The sequence below is a fragment of the Mycobacterium sp. 1164966.3 genome (genome assembly GCF_001665395.1).
In the GTDB taxonomy this organism is placed as follows: Bacteria; Actinomycetota; Actinomycetes; order Mycobacteriales; family Mycobacteriaceae; genus Mycobacterium.
In genome coordinates, this window is record NZ_LZSG01000067.1 from 65,321 (window position 1) to 88,472 (window position 23,152).

General features: G+C 65.6%; 19 protein-coding genes and 1 pseudogene. 10 read left to right on the plus strand and 10 right to left on the minus strand.

Translation table 11 applies throughout. The annotated features are described in order from the left end of the window. The first annotated feature begins 46 nt into the window (after window positions 1-46). Window positions 47-1,021, plus strand: a complete 975-nt coding sequence (locus A9W99_RS24285; protein ID WP_067384496.1) for a DMT family transporter — start codon at window positions 47-49, stop codon at window positions 1,019-1,021. Between the two features lie 38 nt (window positions 1,022-1,059). Here the strand turns inward: A9W99_RS24285 and A9W99_RS24290 are convergent, their stop codons facing one another. Both A9W99_RS24290 and A9W99_RS24295 read right to left on the minus strand, forming a co-directional pair. After that, complete coding sequence (locus A9W99_RS24290) at window positions 1,060-2,598, minus strand: glycerol-3-phosphate dehydrogenase/oxidase (protein WP_067384499.1); 1,539 nt, start codon at window positions 2,596-2,598, stop codon at window positions 1,060-1,062. Next, the gene (locus A9W99_RS24295; RefSeq protein ID WP_067384501.1) at window positions 2,598-3,167 is read right to left on the minus strand and encodes a TetR/AcrR family transcriptional regulator; all 570 of its coding nucleotides are present in this window, start codon (window positions 3,165-3,167) and stop codon (window positions 2,598-2,600) included. The genes A9W99_RS24290 and A9W99_RS24295 overlap by 1 nt, the downstream gene beginning before the upstream one ends. A 47-nt stretch (window positions 3,168-3,214) precedes the next feature. Here A9W99_RS24295 and A9W99_RS24300 point away from each other — a divergent pair, with 47 nt between their 5' ends. Then, window positions 3,215-4,795 (plus strand): FAD-binding oxidoreductase, encoded by a 1,581-nt coding sequence (locus A9W99_RS24300; RefSeq protein ID WP_156623270.1) that lies wholly within the window; start codon window positions 3,215-3,217, stop codon window positions 4,793-4,795. Further along, window positions 4,792-5,715: a diacylglycerol kinase gene (locus A9W99_RS24305; RefSeq protein ID WP_067384504.1), complete on the plus strand. Its 924-nt coding sequence runs from the start codon at window positions 4,792-4,794 to the stop codon at window positions 5,713-5,715. The genes A9W99_RS24300 and A9W99_RS24305 overlap by 4 nt, the downstream gene beginning before the upstream one ends. Before the next feature lie 109 nt (window positions 5,716-5,824). Here A9W99_RS24305 and A9W99_RS24310 read toward each other — a convergent pair whose 3' ends face one another. From A9W99_RS24310 to A9W99_RS24320, 3 genes are all read right to left on the minus strand, one after another. Beyond that, window positions 5,825-6,337, minus strand: coding sequence for a DUF3145 domain-containing protein (locus A9W99_RS24310; protein ID WP_067384599.1), 513 nt, complete (start codon window positions 6,335-6,337; stop codon window positions 5,825-5,827). A gap of 140 nt (window positions 6,338-6,477) precedes the next feature. Beyond that, window positions 6,478-7,296 (minus strand): serine hydrolase, encoded by an 819-nt coding sequence (locus A9W99_RS24315; RefSeq protein ID WP_067384506.1) that lies wholly within the window; start codon window positions 7,294-7,296, stop codon window positions 6,478-6,480. An 11-nt stretch (window positions 7,297-7,307) separates the two neighbouring features. Next, entirely contained in the window at window positions 7,308-8,360 is a 1,053-nt protein-coding gene (locus tag A9W99_RS24320) for a class I SAM-dependent methyltransferase (RefSeq protein WP_067384508.1), read from the minus strand. Window positions 8,361-8,507: 147 nt separating this feature from the next. Between A9W99_RS24320 and A9W99_RS24325 the strand changes: the two genes are divergently transcribed. Continuing rightward, on the plus strand, window positions 8,508-9,593 hold the full coding sequence (locus A9W99_RS24325) for an S-(hydroxymethyl)mycothiol dehydrogenase (RefSeq protein ID WP_067384602.1): 1,086 nt from the start codon (window positions 8,508-8,510) through the stop codon (window positions 9,591-9,593). Continuing rightward, on the plus strand, window positions 9,593-10,216 hold the full coding sequence (locus A9W99_RS24330; protein WP_067384510.1) for an MBL fold metallo-hydrolase: 624 nt from the start codon (window positions 9,593-9,595) through the stop codon (window positions 10,214-10,216). The genes A9W99_RS24325 and A9W99_RS24330 overlap by 1 nt, the downstream gene beginning before the upstream one ends. A 73-nt stretch (window positions 10,217-10,289) precedes the next feature. Here the strand turns inward: A9W99_RS24330 and A9W99_RS24335 are convergent, their stop codons facing one another. Next, the gene (locus tag A9W99_RS24335; RefSeq protein ID WP_253870348.1) at window positions 10,290-10,865 is read right to left on the minus strand and encodes an SHOCT domain-containing protein; all 576 of its coding nucleotides are present in this window, start codon (window positions 10,863-10,865) and stop codon (window positions 10,290-10,292) included. Next, complete coding sequence (lnt, locus tag A9W99_RS24340; RefSeq protein WP_067384605.1) at window positions 10,862-12,343, minus strand: apolipoprotein N-acyltransferase; 1,482 nt, start codon at window positions 12,341-12,343, stop codon at window positions 10,862-10,864. The genes A9W99_RS24335 and lnt overlap by 4 nt, the downstream gene beginning before the upstream one ends. An 86-nt stretch (window positions 12,344-12,429) precedes the next feature. On the opposite strand from lnt, the gene A9W99_RS24345 reads away from it, so the two are divergent. Together A9W99_RS24345 and A9W99_RS24350 are read left to right on the plus strand one after the other, a co-directional pair. Next, window positions 12,430-13,386: an SDR family oxidoreductase gene (locus A9W99_RS24345; RefSeq protein WP_067384512.1), complete on the plus strand. Its 957-nt coding sequence runs from the start codon at window positions 12,430-12,432 to the stop codon at window positions 13,384-13,386. A gap of 319 nt (window positions 13,387-13,705) precedes the next feature. Then, entirely contained in the window at window positions 13,706-14,386 is a 681-nt protein-coding gene (locus tag A9W99_RS24350) for a hypothetical protein (protein ID WP_067384515.1), read from the plus strand. A 17-nt stretch (window positions 14,387-14,403) separates the two neighbouring features. On the opposite strand, the pseudogene A9W99_RS24355 reads toward A9W99_RS24350, so the two are convergent. Together A9W99_RS24355 and A9W99_RS24360 are read right to left on the minus strand one after the other, a co-directional pair. After that, a pseudogene (locus A9W99_RS24355) lies at window positions 14,404-15,480 on the minus strand (Hsp70 family protein); the annotation flags it as partial. A 14-nt stretch (window positions 15,481-15,494) separates the two neighbouring features. Then, window positions 15,495-16,580, minus strand: coding sequence for a dihydrodipicolinate reductase (locus A9W99_RS24360; protein ID WP_067384520.1), 1,086 nt, complete (start codon window positions 16,578-16,580; stop codon window positions 15,495-15,497). 106 nt (window positions 16,581-16,686) lie between these two features. Here A9W99_RS24360 and A9W99_RS24365 point away from each other — a divergent pair, with 106 nt between their 5' ends. From A9W99_RS24365 to A9W99_RS24375, 3 genes are all read left to right on the plus strand, one after another. Further along, window positions 16,687-17,028, plus strand: coding sequence for an MmpS family transport accessory protein (locus A9W99_RS24365; RefSeq protein ID WP_067384522.1), 342 nt, complete (start codon window positions 16,687-16,689; stop codon window positions 17,026-17,028). A 64-nt stretch (window positions 17,029-17,092) separates the two neighbouring features. Then, window positions 17,093-18,370 carry a cytochrome P450 gene (locus A9W99_RS24370; RefSeq protein ID WP_253870365.1) on the plus strand — a complete coding sequence of 426 codons (1,278 nt, stop codon included), beginning with the start codon at window positions 17,093-17,095 and terminating at the stop codon, window positions 18,368-18,370. 100 nt (window positions 18,371-18,470) lie between these two features. Next, window positions 18,471-19,838, plus strand: coding sequence for an FAD-dependent oxidoreductase (locus A9W99_RS24375; protein WP_067384526.1), 1,368 nt, complete (start codon window positions 18,471-18,473; stop codon window positions 19,836-19,838). Here A9W99_RS24375 and A9W99_RS24380 read toward each other — a convergent pair. Then, window positions 19,835-23,128 carry a LuxR C-terminal-related transcriptional regulator gene (locus tag A9W99_RS24380; RefSeq protein WP_082930192.1) on the minus strand — a complete coding sequence of 1,098 codons (3,294 nt, stop codon included), beginning with the start codon at window positions 23,126-23,128 and terminating at the stop codon, window positions 19,835-19,837. The genes A9W99_RS24375 and A9W99_RS24380 overlap by 4 nt on opposite strands. Window positions 23,129-23,152 lie beyond the last annotated feature (24 nt).

The window sequence follows — 23,152 nt, forward strand, 5'->3', positions numbered from 1 at the left end:
GGATGTTGGACAAGGCTTTTGAGCCGGTGCGGCAAGGAGGGCAACCATGTTGAAGGCGGAGATCATCCCCGCAATCCTGGCCCTGCTCGGCGCGCTGTCGGCCGCGATCGGAATTGTGATCCGTCATCGGTCCGCTCATTCGGTCACCGAGGGAGACGTTGGCCACCTGACGCTGTTCAGCATGCTGGTGCGCAACCGCCGCTGGTGGCTGGGTGGTATCGGGGACGTCGCCAGCAACGTATTCATTGCTATAGCCCTATACGATGGCTCGGTCATGCTGGTCACCTGCCTGCAGGTGACGGTGTTGCTATTCGCCATGCCCATCTATGCGCGGGTGAGCGGTCATCGCATCACCCGCTCGGAGTGGGTGTGGGCGGTAGTGCTTGCCGCGGCGTTGGCGCTGCTCATCATGGTCGGGGATCCGACGGCGGGCGAGCCCCGGGGCGCGGTGAGCGACTGGCTCATCGTGGCCATGGTGATGGGCCCGGCGTTGGTGCTGTGCGTGCTGGGGGCCCGGGTTTTGAAAGGCCGTCCGGCCTCGGCGGTGCTGCTGGCCGCGGTGAACGGGTCGTCGATAGCATTGTTCGCCGTCCTGACCAAGACCATCGTCCACGTGCTGCATCACGGCGACCACCAGTTGCTCGACAAGTGGGAGTTCTACGTCTGGATCCTGGCCGCGGTGTCCGCGATTATCTTCCAGCAGTCAGCGTTCCGCGCTGGCTCTCTGACCGCCTCCCTCCCGACGATGATCGTCACACGGCCTGTGGTGGCCGTGATACTGGGCGTCGCCGTGCTCAAGGAGACGCTGCAACTAAAAGGCCACCCGGAGTGGGCCATGCTGATAGCGCTAACGGTGCTGGTGATCGTGGCCACGGTAATGCTGGCTCGCGGTGAGGCCGCCACCATGGAGGAAGACAAAGAACACGACGTGCATGACGTAACAGCCGGTGACGAACCGGACCAGGTGCCATCGGAACGCATGGGCGACGGACGCCTACCCGGCAGCGCTTCTACTGGGTGACGGGACGGGCTGCGCTGTCGACGGACTGCACGGTCTGCTCACGACACTGAACTCAGAAACTCCTCCGCCACCGCGACCACCCGTTCGCGGTCGCGTGGCACCAAACCGATGCGCGTGCGCCGGTCGAGGATGTCGTCGACATCCAGTGCACCCTCATGCGTCACCGCGTATTCGAACTCCGCGCGAATGACGTCGATGCCCTCCGCGACGGGGTCGGTCGGCCGCTCGCAACTAGCGGTGACGATGACGTTGGGCGCCTCGGCCCCGTACCGGTCTACGAGGGAAGCCGGCAAACCGCGTCCCGGGCCGGCCGCAGGCCCGGGGTTGGCGGGCGCTCCGATCAGCGGGAGGTTGCGGGTCCGGCACTCCGCGGCATGTAAGTGCCGCAGGCGGATGGCATGGTCGAGGACATCCTCTGCCATGTAACGGTATTCGGTCAGCTTGCCGCCGATCACGCTGATCACCCCCGAAGGCGACTCGACCACGGCGTGATCGCGAGAAACGTCGGCAGTGCGACCTTCGCCGGCGTCGATCAGCGGCCGCAGACCGGCGTAGGCACCGATGACGTCGCTCGTCGCCAACGCAGTCCCCAATGCGGTGTTCACCGTGTCCAGCAGAAATGTGATCTCCGCCGAAGATGGCTGTGGCACATCGGGAATCGGCCCCGGCGCGTCCTCGTCGGTCAGCCCGAGATACACCCGGCCCAACTGCTCGGGCATGGCGAACACGAAGCGGTTCAACTCTCCCGGTATCGGAATCGTCAGCGCCGCAGTCGGATTCCCGAAAGATTCAGCGTCGAACACCAGATGCGTTCCGCGGCTGGGGCGCAACTTCAACGTCGAATCGATGTCGCCTGCCCACACACCCGCCGCGTTGATGACGGCACCGGCCGACACATAGAAAGACTGATTGGTGCGCTGGTCGGTCAGCCGCACCGAGGTACCGGTTGCCTCCGACGCTGCCACATAGGTGAGGATGCGTGCGCCGTGCTGTGCTGCGGTGCGTGCCACCGCGGTGACCAAGCGGGCGTCGTCGATCAACTGCCCGTCGTAGGCGAGCAATCCGCCGGCAAGCCCGTCGCGCCGGACGGTGGGCGCCATCTCCACGACGCGCCGCGCCGGGATCGATCGCGAACGTGGCAGCGTCGCGGACGGCGTGCCGGCCAACTTGCGCAATACATCGCCGGCCAGAAAACCGGTGCGCACCAGCGCACGCTTGGCTTGATTCATCGACGGCAGCAACGGAACCAGCTGCGGCATCGCCCGTACCAGGTGAGGCGCGTTGCGGGTCATCAGGATCCCGCGTTCGATGGCGCTGCGCCGGGCAATTCCGATGTTCCCGCTGGCCAAATAGCGCAGCCCGCCATGGACCAGCTTGGAACTCCAGCGGCTGGTGCCGAATGCCAGATCGTGCTTTTCCACCAGCGCCACCCGAAGGCCTCGCGACGCGGCGTCCAACGCGATTCCGGCGCCGGTGATGCCGCCGCCGATCACGACGACGTCCAGCGGCTCTCCGTCGGCAAGAGCGGCGAGTTCCGCGCTGCGGCGGGCAGCGTTCAGAGCAGTCGAGTCGGTCATTACGACAGGTATCCGTTCAGTGCGTAGGTGAGTTCGCTGGCCAGGGCTTCAGCGTCTAGGACGGGCTGGACGATGTCCGCGGATTGAATGGTCGACTGGGTAATCAGCAACACCATGGTCGCCAGTTGCATGGGGTCGCCGGTCCGGACGCTGCCGTTGTCTTGGGCGACCTTCAGCCGGGCCGCCAGCCCCTCGATGAGGAACTGCTGACTGGTTCCGAGGCGCTCGGTGATGTACACCCTGGCCAGCTGCGAGTGCATCACCTTCTTGATCAGCTCGTCGTCGCGCAACCGGTCGGCTACCGCGACGGTCTGTTTGACCAGCGCGTCCCGGTCGTCGCCGTCGAGCGGCACTTCGCGCACCACCTCGAGGAGATGGCCGGTAAGCAGGGCCGACATGATCGACGGCGTGTCCGGCCAACGGCGGTATACCGTCGGGCGGCTCACGCCCGCGCGCCGGGCGATCTCGGCGAGCGTCACCCGGTCCACGCCGAAGTCGAGAACACAACTCGCCGCTGCCGCAAGAATGCGGTCTCCGATGTCCTCGCCCGCATTACTGATTGACAACATGTGTAATACTGTAACGCATGACGCATCTCGAGGAACTCCTTCCGCCGATGAAATGGAACGCGTGGGGAGATCCCGCCGCCGCCAAGCCACTCTCCGACGGCATCAAAGCTCTGCTGAAGCAGGTTGTGGGCCTTGAGGATTCGGGTGAGGCCGAGCTGAAACCCGACCAGGTGCAGCTGCGTCCGTCGGCCCTGTCGCAAGCCGATCGAGAGGCACTGGCCAAGATCGTCGGCGAAGAGTACCTGCGCACCGCGGACCGCGACCGGCTACTGCGCGCCGGCGGCAAGTCCACGCCCGACATGCTGCGCCGAAAGGACCGCGGCATCCAGGACGCGCCCGACGGGGTGCTGCTACCCGACGCCGAAGACACCGTCGCCGCGATCCTGCGGTATTGCTCCGACCACGGCATCGCCGTGGTCCCATTCGGCGGCGGCACCAGCGTGACCGGCGGGCTCGATCCTGCTCGAGGTCAGTTCAGCGCGGTGATCTCGTTGGACTTGCGCCGCTTCAACGAGCTGCATTCGCTCGACGAGGTGTCCGGCATCGCCGAATTGGGCGCCGGCGTCACCGGTCCGGACGCCGAACGCCTCCTGGGCGAACGGGGGTTCTCGCTCGGGCACTTCCCGCAGAGCTTCGAATACGCCACCATCGGCGGCTTCGCGGCGACCCGATCATCGGGTCAGGATTCCGCGGGTTACGGCCGCTTCAACGACATGATCATCGGGCTCCGCATGATCACTCCCGTTGGGGTGCTGGATGTGGGCCGGGTAGCGGCGTCGGCGGCGGGCCCCGACCTGCGCCAGCTGGCGATCGGCTCGGAAGGGGTCTTCGGCGTCATCACCAAGGTGCGGTTGCGGGTGCACCGGGTGCCGGAGACCACCCGCTATGAGGCGTGGTCGTTTCCGGACTTCGCGACGGGCGCCGCGGCTCTGCGCGCAGTCACCCAGATCGGTACCGGACCCACCGTTGTGCGGCTCTCCGACGAAGCTGAGACCGGAGTCAATCTCGCGACCACCGAGTCGATCGGCGAAAACCAGATTACCGGCGGCTGTTTGGGATTGACATTGTTCGAGGGGACCAAGGACCATACCGAAAGCCGGCACGCCGAGACGCGCGCGCTGCTGGAATCCCTGGGCGGCAAATCGCTGGGCGAAGGCCCGGCGCAGGCCTGGGAACGTGGGCGGTTCGCCGCGCCCTACCTGCGCGACTCGCTGCTGTCGGCGGGCGCACTCTGCGAGACGCTGGAAACCGCTACCGATTGGTCCAACTTGCCGGCGCTGAAAGCCGCTGTCACGGAGGCTCTTACGTCGTCGCTGGCCGAGTCGGGAACGCCGGCGCTGGTGATGTGCCACATCTCGCACGTCTACCCCACCGGCGCGTCGCTGTACTTCACTGTGCTTGCCGGACAACGCGGCAATCCGGTCGAGCAGTGGATGGCCGCCAAGAAGGCCGCCTCCGACGCGATTATGGCCACCGGCGGCACCATCACCCACCACCATGCCGTCGGCGCCGATCACCGCGCCTGGATGCGTGACGAGGTGGGCGATCTGGGCGTGCAGCTGCTGGCTGCCGTCAAGGCGACATTGGATCCGGCCGGAATCCTCAACCCCGGCAAGCTGATTCCGTGAACCGGCGAGAGATCAGCAAGGTCACGGCGCTGACCAATCCACTGTCGGGGCACGGCGCCGCGGTGGCGGCCTCGCAGCGCGCGATCGCCCGGCTTCAGCACCGTGGTGTGGAAGTCATCGAGATCGTCGGCGAAAATGCCGCAGACGCACGGTATCTCGTCGCCGCGGCCGTCGAGAAGGGAACCGACGCAGTGGTCGTCACCGGCGGTGACGGCGTCATCTCCAACGCGCTGCAGGTGCTGGCCGGCACCGACGTTCCGCTGGGAATCATCCCGGCGGGCACCGGCAACGACCACGCCCGTGAATTCGAGATTCCCACAAAGGATCCCGAAGCCGCCGCAGACGTCGTCGTCGACGGCTGGACGAAAACCATTGACCTGGGCCGGGTTCGGTCCGACGACAACGGCGGCCAGAAGTGGTTCGGGACCGTGGCGGCAACGGGATTCGATTCCCTGGTCACCGACCGGGCCAACCGGATGACGTGGCCACACGGGCGTTTGCGCTATTACGTTGCGATGTTCGCCGAACTGTCGCAGCTGCGGCTGTTGCCCTTCCGGTTGGTGCTCGACGGAGCACAGGAGATCGAGGCCGATCTCACGCTGACCGCCTTCGGCAACACCCGCAGCTACGGCGGGGGGATGCAGATCTGCCCCAACGCCGACCCCTCCGACGGCCTGCTCGACATCACCATGGTGGCGTCGGCATCGCGAACGAAATTGGTCCGCTTCTTTCCCACCGCTCTCAAAGGCACCCACATCGAGTTGGACGAGGTGACCACCACGCGTGCCAAGACCGTGGAAGTCGAGTGCCCCGGGATCAACGTGTATGCCGACGGTGACTTTGTCTGCCCGCTACCCGCGGAGATCTCGGCGGTGCCGGCCGCGTTGCACATTCTGCGTCCGCACGCCGCCAGCGGCTAGAGGGGTATCTCCTTTGAGATGGTGATATCACCGGCGACATCGCATTTCAGAAGTGGAAGAGCCTGCCGCGGCGGTGCTGAAGTGACGCATGTGGCTGGGACCGACCGCGTCAGCCGACTCCCCGACTGAGCCACGTCACCTCACCGGCGTCGCCGCCGTCGCGGTAGACCTCGAGCGCCTCGTCCCACGCCGTTCCCAACACGGAGTCGAGCTCGGCGGCAAGTGTGTCGGCACCCTGCGCCATCAGCGCCCGCAGCCGCATCTCCCCGACCATGATGTCGCCGTTGGCGCTCATCGACCCGCTCCACAAGCCGAGCTGCGGAGTGTGGCTGAATCGCTGGCCGTCGACCCCCGGACTCGGGTCCTCGGTGACCTCGAACCGCAATACCGACCAGGAGCGCAGCGCGTCGGCCAACCGGGCGCCGGTGCCCACCGGCCCCACCCAGTTGGTGACCGCGCGCAGCTGTCCCGGCATGGCCGGCTGCGGCGTCCACACCAGGTTCGCCTTGGACTGCAGAGTCGACGACAACGCCCACTCGACATGTGGGCAGACCGCCGCGGGCGAGGCGTGCACGTACACCACGCCAGTCGTCACATCGGCGAATTGATTCGATGCACGCATCTGCTGCTCCTTCGGTTCCACGAGGGACGTCTTCCCCAACGACCTGGTGAACCCGATAAGCAGGATGCTCAAGATGTATTTGTGTCTTGCGTGTCTATTGTGCCTCGTGATACCCGTGTTGCGCTAGTGTCCAGTTTCTATCAGATGTATTGCGATAGGACCGCATCTGAAAGTGCTGGCCAGAGGTCCAGCGCCCATTCGCCGAAATCGCGGTCGGTCAGCACCACCAACGCCACATCCGCCTCGGGATCTGCCCAGACGAAGCCGCCCGCCTGGCCGAAATGGCCGTACGTGCGCGCCGAGTTGCGCGAGCCGGTCCAGTGCGGCAACTTGTCATCCCTGATCTCGAAGCCCAGCCCCCAGTCGTTGGGCCGCTGCGCGCCGTAGCCGGGCAAGACACCGTCCAGCCCGGGAAACTGCACGCTGGTGGCCTCGGCGTGCATCGAAGCGGAGACCGTCGACGGCCGCAGCAGCTCCCCGGCAAACGCCGCAAGGTCAGCAACCGTCGAGGCTGCCCCGAACCCGGCGGCCGCAGCGCCACCGTCCAACCGGGTGGCCTTCATCGCGAGCGGCTCGCACACCGCCTCGGCCAGGTAACGGTCGAACTCGATCCCCGACTCTTGCTGCACCGTCTCGGCCAGCACCGTGAAGCCGGTGTTCGAATACACCCGTCGGGTACCGGGCCTTGCCAGCACCTTGTCGGAAGTCATCGCCAGGCCCGAGGCGTGCGCCAGCAAATGCCGGACGGTGGAACCCGGCGGGCCCGCCGGAGTGTCCAGGTCGACGACGCCCTCCTCGACGGCTACCTGCACCGCACGGGCGACCAGCGGTTTGGTGACCGACGCCAACGCGAAAACCCGGTTGGTGTCGCCGTGGGTGGCCAGCACACCGGTGGGTGCTATGACCGCCGCGGCAGCCGTCGAAACCGGCCAATTTTCCAGGATCTCGAGCGCGGCCATCAACTTCCCTGCTATTTCCGGGCGATGTAGTAGAGGTTGATCGGATCCGACTCGACCTCTGCCACTTCCACGTCGTCGAACCCGGCGTCAGCAAGCATCGAAACCGCCAACTGCCGTCCCCATACTGCGCCCAGCCCGGCGCCGTCCATGGCCAGCGACACCGTCATGCAGTGCATCATCGAGGTGGCGTAGAGGTAGGTGCTCATCGGGACGCCGACGTTTTCCTCGAGCCGGCTAGACGCCTTGACGTCGGCCATCAAGAGGACACCGCCCGGCCGCAGGGCGCGATGGATGTTTTCCAGCACGCGGGCCGGCTGGGCCTGATCGTGGATGGCGTCGAACACCGTGATCACGTCATATTCGGCGACCTTGTCCAAGTCGGCCAGATTGTGGCTCTCGAAGCTCGCGTTCGTCAGACCCAGCTCGGCCGCTTCCGAGCGCCCGGTCGCGATCGCCTCTTCGGAAAAGTCGACGCCGGTGAATCGGCTGGCCGGGAACGCCCGGGCCATCAGGTTGATCGCATGCCCGCTGCCGCATCCGAAGTCGGCCACGTCGGCTCCGGCTCGCAGGCGCTGAACCAGGCCGTCGACCAACGGCAGCACCACATCGATCAGCGCGGCATCGAAGACCACGCCGCTCATCTCGGCCATCAGCGCGTGAAAGCGGGGGAATTCGCTGTAGGGCAGGCCGCCGCCGGCCCGCACGCAGCCGATGATCTTCTGCTCGACTTCGCTGAGCAACGGGATGAACGAGGCCACGACGGCAAGGTTGTTGGGCCCGGCCGCCCGGGTCAGCACGCCGGCGCGGTGGGCGGGCAATGCATACGTCGCGGTCTGCGCGTCGTAGTCGACGACGTGGCCGGTGGTCATGCCGCCCAGCCACTCCCGGACGTAACGCTCGTTGAGGCCTGCGGCCGTAGCGATTTCGGCACTGGTGGACGGCGGCAGCCCGGCCATGGTGTCCAGCAGACCGGTCTGGTGCCCGATGCTGAGCAGAATCGCCAGACTGGCGCTGTCCAGAGCCGCGGTCATCCGCTCGGTGAACTGCTCCGCCGTCTCGGTCATGCTCTGGGACGCTACACCCGCCTAATGGCGCGTCGAGCCTGCCGTCAGGGCGCCCGACTTCGCCTAATCGAGTGCCTCAGCGCAGGATCGGCGCCACCACGGCAGACTCGATGACTATTGCGGATGGTGGCGACTAGTTTGGTGCCCATGAGTCAGACAGTGCGAGGCGTCATTTCCCGCAACAAGGGCGAACCGGTCGAGTTGGTCGACATTGTCATCCCTGATCCCGGGCCCGGCGAAGCCGTGGTCGACGTCATCGCCTGCGGGGTCTGCCACACCGATCTCACCTACCGCGACGGCGGCATCAACGACGAATACCCGTTCCTCCTCGGGCACGAAGCCGCCGGGACCGTCGAAGCCGTCGGCCCCGGCGTGACCGCCGTCGAACCCGGAGACTTCGTGATCCTGAACTGGCGCGCGGTCTGCGGCCAGTGCCGGGCCTGCAAACGGGGCCGGCCTCGCCTCTGCTTCAACACCTTCAACGCCGAACAGAAGATGACGCTGACCGACGGCACCGAACTGACCCCGGCGCTGGGCATCGGGGCATTCGCCGACAAGACCCTGGTGCATTCCGGCCAGTGCACCAAAGTCGACCCCCAGGCCGATCCCGCCGTCGCCGGTCTCTTGGGCTGCGGAATGATGGCCGGCATCGGTGCGGCGATCAACACCGGCGGTGTCACCCGCGACGACACGGTGGCGGTCATCGGCTGCGGCGGGGTGGGCGATGCCGCGATCGCCGGTGCCGAGCTGGTCGGAGCCAAACGCATCATCGCCGTCGACACCGACAACACGAAACTGGACTGGGCCCGCAAGTTCGGCGCCACCCACACCATCAACGCCCGCGAGTTAGACGCCGTCAAAACCATCCAGGACCTCACCGACGGCTTCGGCGCCGACGTGGTGATCGACGCCGTCGGACGACCCGAGACCTGGAAGCAGGCCTTCTACGCGCGCGATCTCGCCGGAACCGTGGTGCTGGTCGGGGTGCCTACGCCCGATATGCGTCTGGACATGCCGCTGGTGGACTTCTTCTCCCACGGCGGGTCGCTGAAGTCGTCGTGGTACGGCGATTGCCTACCCGAACGCGACTTCCCCACCCTGATCGACCTCTACCTGCAGGGCCGGCTACCGCTGGACAAGTTCGTCTCCGAACGAATCGGGCTCGGTGACATCGAGGAGGCATTCCACAAAATGCACGACGGCAAGGTGCTGCGTTCGGTGGTGATTCTGTAATGGTTGCAATCGAAAAGGTCGTCACGCACGGCACATTCGAACTCGACGGTGGCAGTTGGGAAGTCGACAACAACATCTGGCTGGTCGGCGACAACTCCAATGTCGTGGTCTTCGACGCCGCCCACACCGCGGAACCGATCATCGAGGCCGTCAACGGCCGCCACGTGGTCGCGGTGGTGTGCACACATGGCCACAACGATCACGTCACGGTGGCTCCCGAGCTGGGCAAGACACTCGATGCACCGGTGCTGCTACACCCCGGCGACGATGTGCTGTGGCGAATGACGCACCCCGACAAGGACTTTCAAACTATTTCCGACGGGCACACACTGACCGTCGCGGGCATGCAATTGCAGGCGCTGCACACTCCGGGCCACTCGCCCGGATCGATGTGCTGGTATGCCTTCGACCTGGGTGTGGTCTTCAGCGGCGACACGCTGTTCTCCGGCGGCCCGGGCGCGACGGGCCGTTCGTACTCCGACTTCCCGACGATTCTGCAGTCGATTTCCGAACGGCTCGGACAGTTGCCCGGCGAGACGATCGTGCACACCGGCCACGGCGACGACACAACCATCGGCGACGAGATCATTCATTACGAGGAGTGGGTCGCCCGCGGACACTAGTCACCGCCTCGTCGAGCGTGCGCAAAATGCCGGCCATTCCGCCGTATCGCGGTACAAACACGCACCCTCGCGGTCAGATCTGCGTGGCCATCACCGCCGACCTCACGGTGCGCCTGCTGCGCCCCAGCCACATCACCGAAAGGGCCAGATCGGCCAGGCCCACCACGAACAGTCCGACGAATACCCACACCAGATAGCCATACGAGCTCTGATGGCCGAAGGACAGCCGCGGACTGATGTAGCCGTTGACCTGGCCGTCGGTCGTGACGTTGTAGGTGCCCTCGGCCGGAACGTGCACCAGCCAAACCCGGACGTGCGCATCGTTGTTGACAGTCGTTGTGCTACCGATGCTTTCGGTGACGACGGGCTGCGCAACACCTTCCGGCGGGATGATCGTCACACCTAGCGGCGGCACCGGCAGACCACCGCCGTTGGTTCCGCCGATCACCACCGTGTGCAGGCTGGCGGTCACCTCACCGGCGGGCAGGTGCACACTGCCCGAGCCCGGGATCGGCACTTCGCCGTAGGCGTCGTACTTGTCCAGAAAGAACGCGTTGAGGATCAACGTGGTGATGAACCCCGCGACCGACACCACCAAGATCACGATGGCGGCAGCTACCGAAAACTTGGCGAGCCGTCTGCTGCTCATCCAGGCAGTGTGTCACGTACCAGCCTGCGGCGCCGACTGAGTACCGCAAAGCAAACGGTGGCGCCCAGAACGACGAACGCCGTCACCAATACCCAGTCGTCGAGCCGTTGGTACAGCGTGGCATTCGACCCCAGCGGGACATTGACGACGGTGACGCCGCGGAAGTCCGACGGACACCAGGCGAGCCGACGGCCCCGGGTGTCGAAGACCGAGCTGTCCCCGGACAGCCCGACGTGAACGGCGGGGCGGCCCACTTCGACGGCACGCACTGCGGGCTGGCCGGCCAGCTGCGGCTGTGCCCAACTTCCCTGGAACGACGAGGTCGAACTCTGGTACACCAATAGCCCGGCACCGAGCTGTGCCTCACGCCGGCTCAGATCGGGAAAGGTCATCTCGTAACTGATCAACGGGCCGATGGCCAGTCGGCCGGCATCGAGCACCACCGGCCCGGAACCTCGTTGCCGGTCGGCGGCGGCCGCCTTGGTGTGGCGGGTGATCCAGCCGAAAAGCGTTCGCAGGGGCACATATTCGCCGAACGGCACCAACCGGGTCTTGCGGTAGCTGCCCAACAATCCGTGTTCGCCGATCAGCACCGCCGACTTGTAGATGCCACCGCTGGGCGCCGGCGCATCCACGTTGACCAACAACTCCGCCCCCACCCGCCGCGACAACTCCGTGAGGCGGTCCAGCACCTCCGGATGGCTGGTGAGGTCTTGTCCGACACTGCTTTCACCCCAGACCACCAAGTCCGGCCGCTGGCCGGCCAACGTAGCGGTGAGCGCTTCGCTGGCCGCCTCACGCGCTACGGCGTCGGCGATGTCGCCGGTTTGCACCAACGCCACACGCACGGTCGCAGCTCCGGACGGCACCGGCCCCAGCAGGTACCACGCCGGGCCGAGCGCCGTACACGCCGCGGCACACGCCAACATGACGAGCCGAGCTGCCAACTGCCGGTGCAGGATCACGCCGACGATCGCGGTATTGGCCGCGACCAGAAGAAAACTCGTCAGCCACACCCCACCCACGGAAGCCGACGCCAGCGTCACGGGCTGGTTCCACTGCGATGCTCCTAACGGTGCCCATGGGCCTCCGATCCACGGAAAAGATCGCACCGCTTCGGCCGCAACCCACGCGCTGGGCATTACCACCAAGGCGGCAACCGTGCGACCGATGACGAGCGGCGACAGCAACCGGCGGGCGATCCAACCCCATGGCAGCCACAGCGCGCCGAGCCCGAAGGCCAACGGCCCGAGCGCCGGCCCGATGCTGCTCGCCAGCCAGTATTGCGTGGTGAGCACGAATGCGCTCATACCCAGCCAGGCCCGCACCGCGCCCGCCCACGGCGACGGCGCAGCACGGACCACCAACAGCAGCGGCACCAAACCGATCCACGCCAACCACCAGCAGGACGGCGCCGGAAACGCGAACGCGGGTATGGTCCCGAAGACCAGCGCCGCCGCCCAACCGGGGAAGCCCATGTCGATCAGAATGCCGCTCCGATTCGCACACGGCGCCGGAAAGAGCAGACTGGGACGCAGACCCACGGGAAAGGAGAGTGATTCGCATGGCCAACGATCTCGTCACCACGGTGCCCGATCTGACCGGCAAGCTTGCAGTCGTCACCGGAGCCAACAGCGGTCTGGGGTTCGGGCTGGCCCGACGGCTGTCCGCGGCCGGAGCCGACGTGGTCATGGCGATTCGCAACCGCGCCAAGGGTGAGGAAGCGATCGAGAAAATCCGCGCGACGGTCCCGGACGCCAAGCTGACCATCAAGGCGCTCGACCTGTCGTCGCTGGCGTCGGTCGCCGCGTTGGGCGAACAACTCAACTCCGAGGGTCGCCCGATTGACATCCTGGTCAACAACGCTGGCGTCATGACGCCACCGGACCGCGACAAGACCTCGGACGGATTCGAATTGCAGTTCGGCAGTAACCATCTCGGCCACTTCGCGTTGACCGGACACGTGCTGCCACTATTGCGCGCGGCCGAGGGCGCACGAGTTGTCTCACTGAGCAGTCTCGCGGCACGGCAAAGCGGCAAAATCCACTTCGACGACCTGCAGTTCGAGAAGTCCTATGCGCCGATGGCCGCTTACGGCCAGTCGAAGCTGGCGGTGTTGATGTTCGCCATTGAGCTGGACAAGCGCAGTCGTGCGGCGGGATGGGGCATCGTCTCCAGCGCGGCGCACCCCGGCTTGACCAAGACCAACCTGCAGATCAGCGGACCTTCACACGGCAGAGAGAAGCCCGCCCTGATGGAGCGTTTGTACAAGACGTCATGGAAGTTCACGCCCTTCCTTTGGCAGGAGATCGAGGAGGGCATCCTGCCCGCGTTGTATGCGGCCGCGACGCCCCACGCCGAGGGAGGCGCGTTCTACGGACCCCGCGGCGTCTACGAGCTCGCCGGTGGCGGTGTGAAACTGGCCCACGTTCCCAAACGCGCCCGCAACGACGACGACTGCCGACGACTGTGGGAGATCTCCGAGGAGCTCACCGGCGTCAGCTACCCCAAGCCCGACTGACGTTCGCGCTACACCAAATGAGTTGGGGTGCAGTGCGATTCCCGCAATGCCACTGAATACTGTGGGTCCGGTTGCAATGAGGCGGCGACGCAGGAGCCTTTCGGCGTCGTGCTTGACGGTGGCGTCAACGATCCGCGCGGCACTGAATTGAATTCAATAGCTCGGGGTCCGGCATTACGCGGCCGCCGGCGCCTATGCGAATTTGCTCGCGTTAATTGTGCTGGCCAAATGGGAATACTCAGCGTTTCGACACCGCGCTACAGCGGGTAACCCTGACCGAAGGGTGGTCGCCAACCATAACTCCAAAAGGGGGCAACGCATGACAACCCAGGAAAACGTGCCGGACTCGGCCGACGAGCGCGAGCGTTCGTCTGAGGAATCGCGCGAGCCTTCGTCAGAGGAATCCCGGGCTGACCAAGAGGCTTCGAAGAACAAAGAAGCTCCATCCGACAAGCAAGAGGGATCCGACCAGCAAGAAGGATCCGACAAGCAAGAAGGATCAGGCGACTCAGAAAACCTGACCGAGAAGCCAGAGCCGGACGAAGACGACAAAGAAGAAGCCAAGAAGATGATGACGGCCTACGAACCCCGGCCGACGCTGGTGCTGCCGGGCACAGGCGGGGCGGTTTCAGGCACGGCGGTCAACGACTGGCTCGACGACGAGGGAAACCCGAGTGCCATGGGCGACGACGATTCTCCTGCGGCCAAGGCCGAGTCAGAAGGCGATGAGTCTTCCGGCGAAGCCAAGTCAGGCGAGACGAACCCATCAGGCGTGCGAAAGTCAGACGAGGGCGAGTCTTCGCACGACGCTCGCTCCTCTGATGATGAGAAGTCATCCGAAGAGGAGGAGTCGTCCGATGAGGGGCTCTCCATGGAAGAACAGATAGAAAAAGACAAAGAATTCAACAAGGCAGTCATCGAACAGGCCGAGCATGAGGAAGGCAAGAGCGAGGAAGAACTTGCCGAGGCCGAACAAGAAGAGAAATCGGTAACCCGATAGGTTCAGCGGTCCGAGTTCGCCCCGGCTACCGTTTCGCGGGCATCCTCGAGACCACGTGTTGCCCGCAGCGCGCCCCCGACGGCTGCCGCCAGCTGTGGACGCGGCGTGGTGACTACGGGGATATGTAGGCGCGTCGAAAGCGTTGTGGTCACCGCGGGTATCTGCGCCGTCCCGCCCACCGAGACCACCGCGACCAGATCCGAGTTGCGAATTGCATTGCGCGACAACGTTTCTGGTACCGCCGCTATGAAGTTGTCCAGCGGCCCACGAATGGCGTCGTCGAGTTCGCCGCGGGTCAGCCGGATATCGCTGCGCAGGTCCGACTCCTCGGACAGCGTGGTCACCGTGCTCGACGAGAGCTGCTCCTTGGCGATCCGGCAGCCGGTCCGCAGGCGGCTCAACGAACCGACCGCGGAGCTAGCGCCCCGAACGAACGCACCCGCGCTCGGCATGTTGTCTAGGACCGCGGTCAGCAGCGCCTGATCAACCAGCCGGCCGGAGAAGTCGTGGTGCCGCACGGTCGGGGCGACGGGCTGATACTCGGCGCTGGCGTCGACCAGCGTGATGCTGGTGCCGCTGCCGCCGAAATCGCACACCGCGACGATGCCGTCGTCAGGTATGCCCGGGCTGGCCCGCACGGTGAACAGCGCCGCCGCAGCGTCCGAAATCAGGGTCAGCGGCTGCGTGCGGTTCGACCATTCGGACACCCGGCTCAGCGCCGAGCCCAGCGCGTCCACCGCCCTGGCGCCCCAATGTGCGGGGTAGGTCACCGCGACACGCTCCGGTAAGGGCCGTCCGCCGGTTGCCGCGTAGGCGAGGGCCCGCAGCCCGTCGGCAACCAAGGCCTCACTGCGGTGTGCCGAACCGTCGGCCGCCACGATGCCCGCCGCGTCACCCACGCGGTCCACGAAATCGCTGATCACCAGGCCCGACTCGTCCAGCCTCGGGTTCTCCGACGGCACGCCGACCTCGGGCGGACGCTGACGATACAGCGTCAGCACCGGCCGGCGGGTGACCGCGTGATCGAGGGTTACCGCAGCCAGGTTGGTGGCACCGATCGACAGGCCCAGCGCCGGCATCGCTAGTTCGGCCATGTTCAATGCCCTGGTCAGCGTATTGTTCCGGCGCCGGGAATCAACGGTAGGTCCAGTGCGGTGACCCAGCCCGGCGAAAGATCGTTGACCGCCGGGACCGCGTTCAGCGCCCGCATCCCGGTGGCCAGGCAGCCCGCCGCGGCAGCGTCGCGGCCGGAGCCGTCAGTGAACCGGAACGCAGTCTCCTGGAAGATGCTCGGGGTCCCCTCGATATCTACGCGGTAGACGTCGTTGTCGTGACCGGTCGGCCAGTCGGGTGCGGCGTCGAGCCCAATGCGGTTGACATGTTCCAGCTGTATGCGGGTCTCGCCCTGGTAGACACCGTTGATGGTGAACCGCACGGCTGCGACATGGCCGGCCTTGATGACGCCTTTGGCGGTGCTGCGTTCGGTGGGTGTCACCCACTTTTCCCAGGTGGTGGTGATTTCGTCGAGCATGATTCCGGCGGCGTGGGCGATCATCGGGACGGTGGCGCCCCACGCAAAGATCAGCACGTCGCGGTTTTCCAGCATCGGACTGTATTCGGGCTCGCGGCCGATGCCCATCTCGACTTCGTAGTCGCCTTCGTAGTTGGTGTAGTCCAGCAGCTCCGACGCGCGCACTCGCCGCACTTCGGAGCACAGGCCCATCAGGGTCATCGGGAACAGGTCGTTGGCGAAGCCCGGGTCGATGCCGGTGGTGAAGCATGACGACTCCCCCAGCTCGCAGGCCTGGGTGATGGGCTCGATCCACTGCGGCGGATTCAGGTGCATCGTCGGCCACACCCACGGCGTCATCGCGGTCGAGCACACGTCGATTCCGGCGCGCAGGAAACGGGTGATCAGCGAAATGTTCTCCTTGGCTTTCATCGCGGTCGGGCCGTAGTGCACCAGCGCGTCGGGTTTCAGCGCGATCAGGGCGTCGACGTCGTCGGTGGCGGTGACGCCGACCGGTTCGGCCAATCCGCAGATGTCACCGATGTCGCGGCCGACCTTGTCCGGGTTGCTGACGCCGACTCCGACCAATTCGAACATCGGGTGCTTGACGATTTCGGCGATCACCATCTTGCCGACGAAACCGGTGCCCCAAACCACCACTTGCTTCTTGTCGCGTACCGACATACGCCGCCACCTTCCGATCCCCCGATGTCCGCTTCACCTTAAGCATGTCGAGCGGCTGATAGAAAAAGCTCGCTTGTGGTCGCGGGTTTTGACAGCATGGGAAACCATGAAGCATCTTCGTGGCGCCTCGGCCCTGTTCGCTGTCGGCATCGGATTCGCGGCCACTTGCGGTGTGGCACACGCCGGCGACTTTCCGGAAATCCGCTACGAAGTCAGCGGCAGCGCCGGCGTCGCCGAGCTGATCAACTACCAAACCGACGCCGGTCAGCAGCGTGCCGTGAATGCGCGGCTGCCGTGGTCGGCGACTTTCACCTCGTTCGGGGGGCAGGTGTTCGTGCTCAGCGCACAGGCGCAAGGCAGCGTCACGTGCCGAATCGTCGTCGACGGCAACGTGATCAAGGAGGCGACGGCCAACGGCACGCCGGCTCATACCGTCTGCTCGCAGTGAGTTCTGTGCTGAGCGGCCGCGAGGCGCTTTGCCTGCGATGGCTTTTGGGGCTAGGAGGTTCGATGTGACGAGCGGTATCGCGAACCGGGTAAACGGAGCGGCCCCGCCGGAGATTCCGCTTGCCGATATCGATCTCGGCTCGCTCGACTTCTGGGAACTCGACGACGACATTCGCGACGGCGCCTTCGCGACGCTGCGGCGCGAGGCCCCGATCTCGTTCTGGCCCGCGATCGAGCTGGCCGGATTCCCGGCCGGCGAGGGGCATTGGGCCCTGACCAAGCTCGACGACGTGTTCTACGCAAGCCGTCATCCGGACGTTTTCAGCTCCAACCCCGGCATCACCATCAACGACCAAAACCCAGAGGTGGCCGAGTACTTCGGCTCGATGATCGTCCTCGACGATCCGCGGCATCAGCGGTTGCGCTCGATCGTCAGCAGGGCGTTCACCCCGAAGGTGGTGGCCCGCATCGAGGCGTCGGTGCGCGAACGGGCCCGCCGGCTGGTCAGCTCGATCATCGCCAATCACCCTGACGGACAGGCCGATCTGGTCAGCGAACTCGCCGGACCGCTACCGCTGCAGATCATCTGCGACATGATGGGCATCCCCGAGGAGGACCATCAGCGGATATTCCACTGGACCAATGAGATTCTGGGCGTCGGCGACCCGGACCTGACAGTCGATCCCGAGGAGTTCATCAAGATCTCGATGGACATCGGCGCCTACGCCAGCGAGCTGGCCGAGGACCGACGGGTCAATCACCACGACGATCTGACGACGAGCCTGGTCGAAGCTGAGGTCGACGGCGAGCGACTGACGTCGGCGGAGATCGCGTCGTTCTTCATCCTGCTGGTGGTGGCCGGCAACGAGACGACGCGCAACGCGATCAGCCACGGAGTGCTGGCGCTGACCCGTTATCCGGAGCAGCGGGAGAAGTGGTGGTCGAACTTCGACGCTCTGGCGCCGACCGCGGTCGAGGAGATCGTGCGATGGGCATCGCCGGTGATCTACATGCGCCGCACCCTGACTCGGGATGTCGAGCTGCGCGGCGTCAAAATGGCCGCCGGAGACAAGGTTTCGCTGTGGTACAACTCGGCCAACCGCGACGAGTCGAAGTTCGCCGATCCCTGGACTTTCGACGTGGCACGCGAGCCGAACCCGCATGTCGGGTATGGCGGCGGGGGTGCCCATTTCTGTCTGGGCGCCAACCTGGCCCGCCGCGAGATCCGGGTGATGTTCGAAGAGCTGCACCGCCAGATTCCCGACATCGCCGCGACGGCGGAGCCGGCGCGGCTGCTGTCGCAGTTCATTCACGGCATCAAGAGCCTGCCGGTCACCTGGTAGCGCGAGCAGACGCAAAATCCCCTCAGACACGGCGTGTCGAGGGGATTTTGCGTCTGCTCGGCATTGACTGCTCGGCTTTATAGCGGTAGGCCTAATCACCATGGCTGACGTCGACGTTTGCGTGGTGGGCGGGGGTTTTGCGGGTCTGACTGCGGCCCTTCGCCTCAAGCAGGCCGGCCGTTCGGTGGCGCTGCTGGAAGCCCGCGACCGCGTCGGCGGCCGGACCTTCACCGTGAGCCGCGACGACGGGTCGTGGATCGATAAGGGCGGCGCGTGGGTCGGCCCGACGCAGGACCGCATCTATGCGCTGATGAACGAATTCGGCGTCCAGACTTTCAAGCAGTACACCGACGGCGAAGCGATGATGGTCGTAGACGGCAAGCAGTACCGTTACCGCGGCACGATCCCGTGGAGCATGAGCCCATGGGCGTCGTTGAACCTCGGCGCCGGTTTCTTCGGAATCAGCCAGTTGTGCAAATCGATCCCGCTGGATGCGCCGTGGAAGGCCAAGAACGCCGCCAAGTGGGATCGCATGACGTTGGCCCAATGGCTGGACAAGAACGTCATGTCCAAGGCGGCCCACGACCTGCTGGATACGGCGGTCAGCGGCTGCTACACATCGGCGGCTTCCGAGGTGTCGATGTTGTTCGTGCTGTATCAAATGGCGTCGGGCGGCGGACCTGGCTTTGTACTCGGCGGCAAGGGCGCATCGCAGGACGCCCGGGTGGTCGGCGGAATGGGGGCGATCTACCAGCCATTGGCCGCCGAGCTTGGCGATGCGATTCAGCTCTCGCAACCGGTGCGATCGATCACGCAGGACGCCGACGGGGTGACCGTGCGGTCCGAACGCAACGACATCCGGGCGAGGCACGCGATCGTCGCGGTGCCGCTGGCGATCGCCAGCCAAATCGCCTACGAGCCAATGCTTCCCACCGATCGGGCTTTCCTGCATCAGCGGATGCCCGGCGGCGCGATCGTCAAAATCTCGATCGTCTACGACGAGCCGTTCTGGCGAGCCGACGGGCTGTGCGGCCAGTCCGCGGCACCGGGAACGCTGGCCCAGGTCACCATCGACGCCTGCACCGACACCGGTACGCCGGGCATCTTGTGCGTGATTATCGAGGGTCCTACCGCACGCGAATACGACCGTCTCGACGAAACCGACCGCCGCCAAGCGGTTCTCGACACGCTCGTCCACCGGTTCGGCGCCAAGGCCGTTAAGCCCGTGGACTACGTCGAGCAGAACTGGAGTCGCGAACCCTACTCCGGCGGTGGGATGCTCAGCCACGCCCCGCCGGGTGTGCTCACCGAGTTCGGGCATGCGCTGCGCGAGCCGTGCGGTCGCATTCACTGGGCCGGCACCGAGAGTTCGGCGAAGATGTGCGGCTGGATCGACGGCGCGATTCGCTCCGGTGAGCGAGCGGCCAGCGAAGTGATGGCCAGCGAAGCGGTGCCGGCTTTCGACTAAGCGCTCTGCCGCGCTGCCTCTTGAACCAGCTGCACCCGGGAACTCACGCCGAGTTTGGTGTAGACGTGCGTCAGGTGTGCTTGCACCGTTCGGGGCGATACGAACAACCGCGTCGCAATGTCCTTGTTGCCCAGGCCTTCACAGACCAGCCGCACGACGTCGTTCTCCGCCGGCGTCAGAGACGCCCAACCACTGGCAGGCCGGTTGCGTTCACCGCGGCCGCGCTGCGCATAGGCGATCGCGTCTTCGGTGGACAACGTGGCTCCCTCCGACCAGGAAGCGTCAAACTCGCTCTCCCCCATCGCCTCTCGCAGCAGCCGTACGCACGCGTCGTGGTCGGTGTCGTAGACCTTGAACCGCACCGCGCCCATGCGATCGCGCAATGCCTTTGCTGCGCCGAGGATTCGGGCGGCATGTTGATGACTGCCGGCGTCGGCGCGTAGCGCGGCAATGACCTCGAAGATGTCGGGCAACGTCAGGTATATCTGGCCACTTGTCGCCGTGGCGAGCGCATCGTAGGCATCGCGTTCAGCGTCTTCCCGCCGACCGTCGGCGATCGACACCCGCGCACGCGTCGTCAATGCCACCGCCAGGTGCCAGCCCTTCGTCGCCGCGATCGCCTCGTCGGCGTAGCGGCGAGCCGCGTCCAAATCACCCATCGCCAATGCAACTTTGGTGAGGACGTGAGCCGTGTGTGATGTCGCGGCGTAGGGCTGCAGGCTGAGGCACCGACGAGCGGTTTCGCTCGCTTCGTACGCCGCCGCAACGTCACCCGTGGCTAATTCGGCGTTCGCCAACGCTGTGTAGCCCATCCCTGGCAGGAATTCGCCGAGATCGGCCGCGGCCCCGATGCCCGCGTGGGCCGCTGCGCGCGCCGCAACTACCTCACCTTGATGTGAGAGTGTAAGCCCAAGGCCCTGGAACGTGCCTGGCTTGAATAAATCCTCGTTCGCCGCCTCGGCTGCGGCCGCTAATGCGCTGAATTCCGTTACCGCGCCGGTTAATTCGCCCTGCATCAGCAGTGCAAACGCCAGTGCCTGATGGCACTGTCGTGAGTAGACGCGATCACCGATGGCGTCGGTCAATGCACAACCTTCTTCCGCGGCGGAGCGCGCTGCGATTGGATCACCGCCGACGATAGCCACGAACGCCTGATAGGAGAGGATTTGGCTCAACCGCCAGGAGTCCTCCAGCATCCGGGTCAGACCAATGGCCTCGTCGAAGAATGGCTGTGCGACCTCGGGCCCGTGTCCATATCCCGTGGACCAGCTGTATGCGGCGAGTGCCCGTGCCAACAACGCCGGGTCGTCGACTTCGCGCGCCATCGCCACGGCCTCTTCGGCTTGATCCAGGCTCGCCGTAGACCCGGACCAACAGTCCAGTAGCGCTTTGTCGACCAGTGCCCGGACGCGCACTGCCGCGGCAACTTTGGCTATGTCGCTACGGGCGTCAGCGAATACGGTGTCGAACCAGGCGCGGCCCTCTCGAAGGCGGCCCCTGCTGGTCCAGAGCGGTTGCAGCGACGATGCGAGCGCCAATGCTTGCTCGGTGTCGGCATTCTCCATGCTCCACCCGAATGCGCTTCGCAGATTGTCCATCTCGATTTCGGCTTGCAGGACGCGTTGCTCGTAGTCGCCACGGGCCGGAGCGTCGAGCACGGCCGCCATCGAGGTGTAGTAATCCCGGTGACGCGATCGCACGGCGTCGGCTTCTCCGGATTCACCGAGTTTTTCCTGCGCATACTGGCGCATCGTTTCGAGCAATCGGTATCGGGTTGAGCCGCTGGTCTTTTCGGCGACTACCAGCGACTTGTCGACGAGCAGGCTCAGCTGGTCGAGGACCTGGTGGCGCTGCACGCCATCGGCGCCGGCGACCGCCCGGGCGGCGTCGAGGTCGAATCCGCCGAGGAATACGGCCAGTCGGCGGAACAAGATTCGTTCGGTGTCGGTCAGCAGCGCATGCGACCAGTCGACCGAAGCGCGTAACGTCTGCTGGCGGCGGACCGCCGTGCGCGAACCACCGGTCAGCAGGCGGAAGCGATCGTGCAGGCTGTCGACGATGTCGGTCAAGGACAAAGCGCGCACCCGCGCCGCGGCAAGTTCGATGGCAAGCGGCATTCCGTCTAAACGGCGGCAGATTTCCGTAACGGTGGCGACCGTGTCGTCGGTCAGGGTGAAGTCGGCCTGGGCCAGGCGAGCGCGGTCGGTAAACAACTCGACGGCCTCGTCGCCGACGGATAGCGATGGCACCTGCCACGTTGCCTCGCCGGCCACCAAAAGCGGCTCGCGGCTCGTTGCGAGCACTTTGAGGCTCGAAGCGCCACCGAGCAACGCAACGACCACTTCCGCGCTGGCGTCGAGGAGGTGCTCGCAATTGTCGAGCACCACCAGCATTTGGCGGTCACGCACAAACCGCAGCAGGGTGTCCATCGTCGAGCGACCGGGCTGATCGGGAAGCCCGAGCGCGCGGGACACGGTGAGCGTCATCACCTCGGGGACGGTGATCGGCGCCAAATCCACGTACCAAACTCCGTCGGCGAATTCCTTCGCCACCGCTTCGGCTACGTGGGTAGCGAGGCGGGTCTTGCCTACTCCACCCGTGCCTGTCAACGTCACCAGCCGGTTGGCGGCCAGCGCATCCCGCAGGCTGATGATTTCGGCTTGGCGCCCAACGAAACTCGTCAGTTGTGCCGGAAGATTGTGAGCGGCAACAGTTCCGGCTGTGCGCAACGGCGGGAAGTCGTTTCGCAGGTCGGGGTGACACATCTGCACCACCCGTTCGGGCCGCGGCAGATCACGCAGCGGATGGGATCCGAGGTCGATCAAGGTCACCCCGTCGGGAAGCTGGTCGACGACGAGCGACTCGGTGGTCCCGGAGAGCACCGTCTGTCCGCCGTGGGCGAGATCGCGCAGCCGCGCCGTGCGGTTGATGGTCGGGCCGACGTAGTTGCCCTCGTCACGGAGCCGGACCTCGCCGGTGTGCATTCCGATGCGCAGCCGGATCGGCGCCAGCGGTGCGCGCTGCAGGTCCAGTGCGCAAGCCCCAGCGTCGGACGCGCGGCCGAAAGCGATCACGAAGCTGTCGCCTTCGCCCTGTTCGACGGGGCGCACACCGTCGTGGGCGGCCACCGCGTCAGACACCAGTTGGTCCAAGCGCGCGAGGGCGGCCGTCATTTCATCGGGCTGGGTTTCCCACAGCCGCGTCGACCCTTCGACGTCGGCCAGCAGCAACGTCACCGTTCCGGTCGGTAGTTCGTTCACACCAACGTCATTCCACTCGGTTGTGCTCATGCTAGCCAGCATGCGACGTTGCAG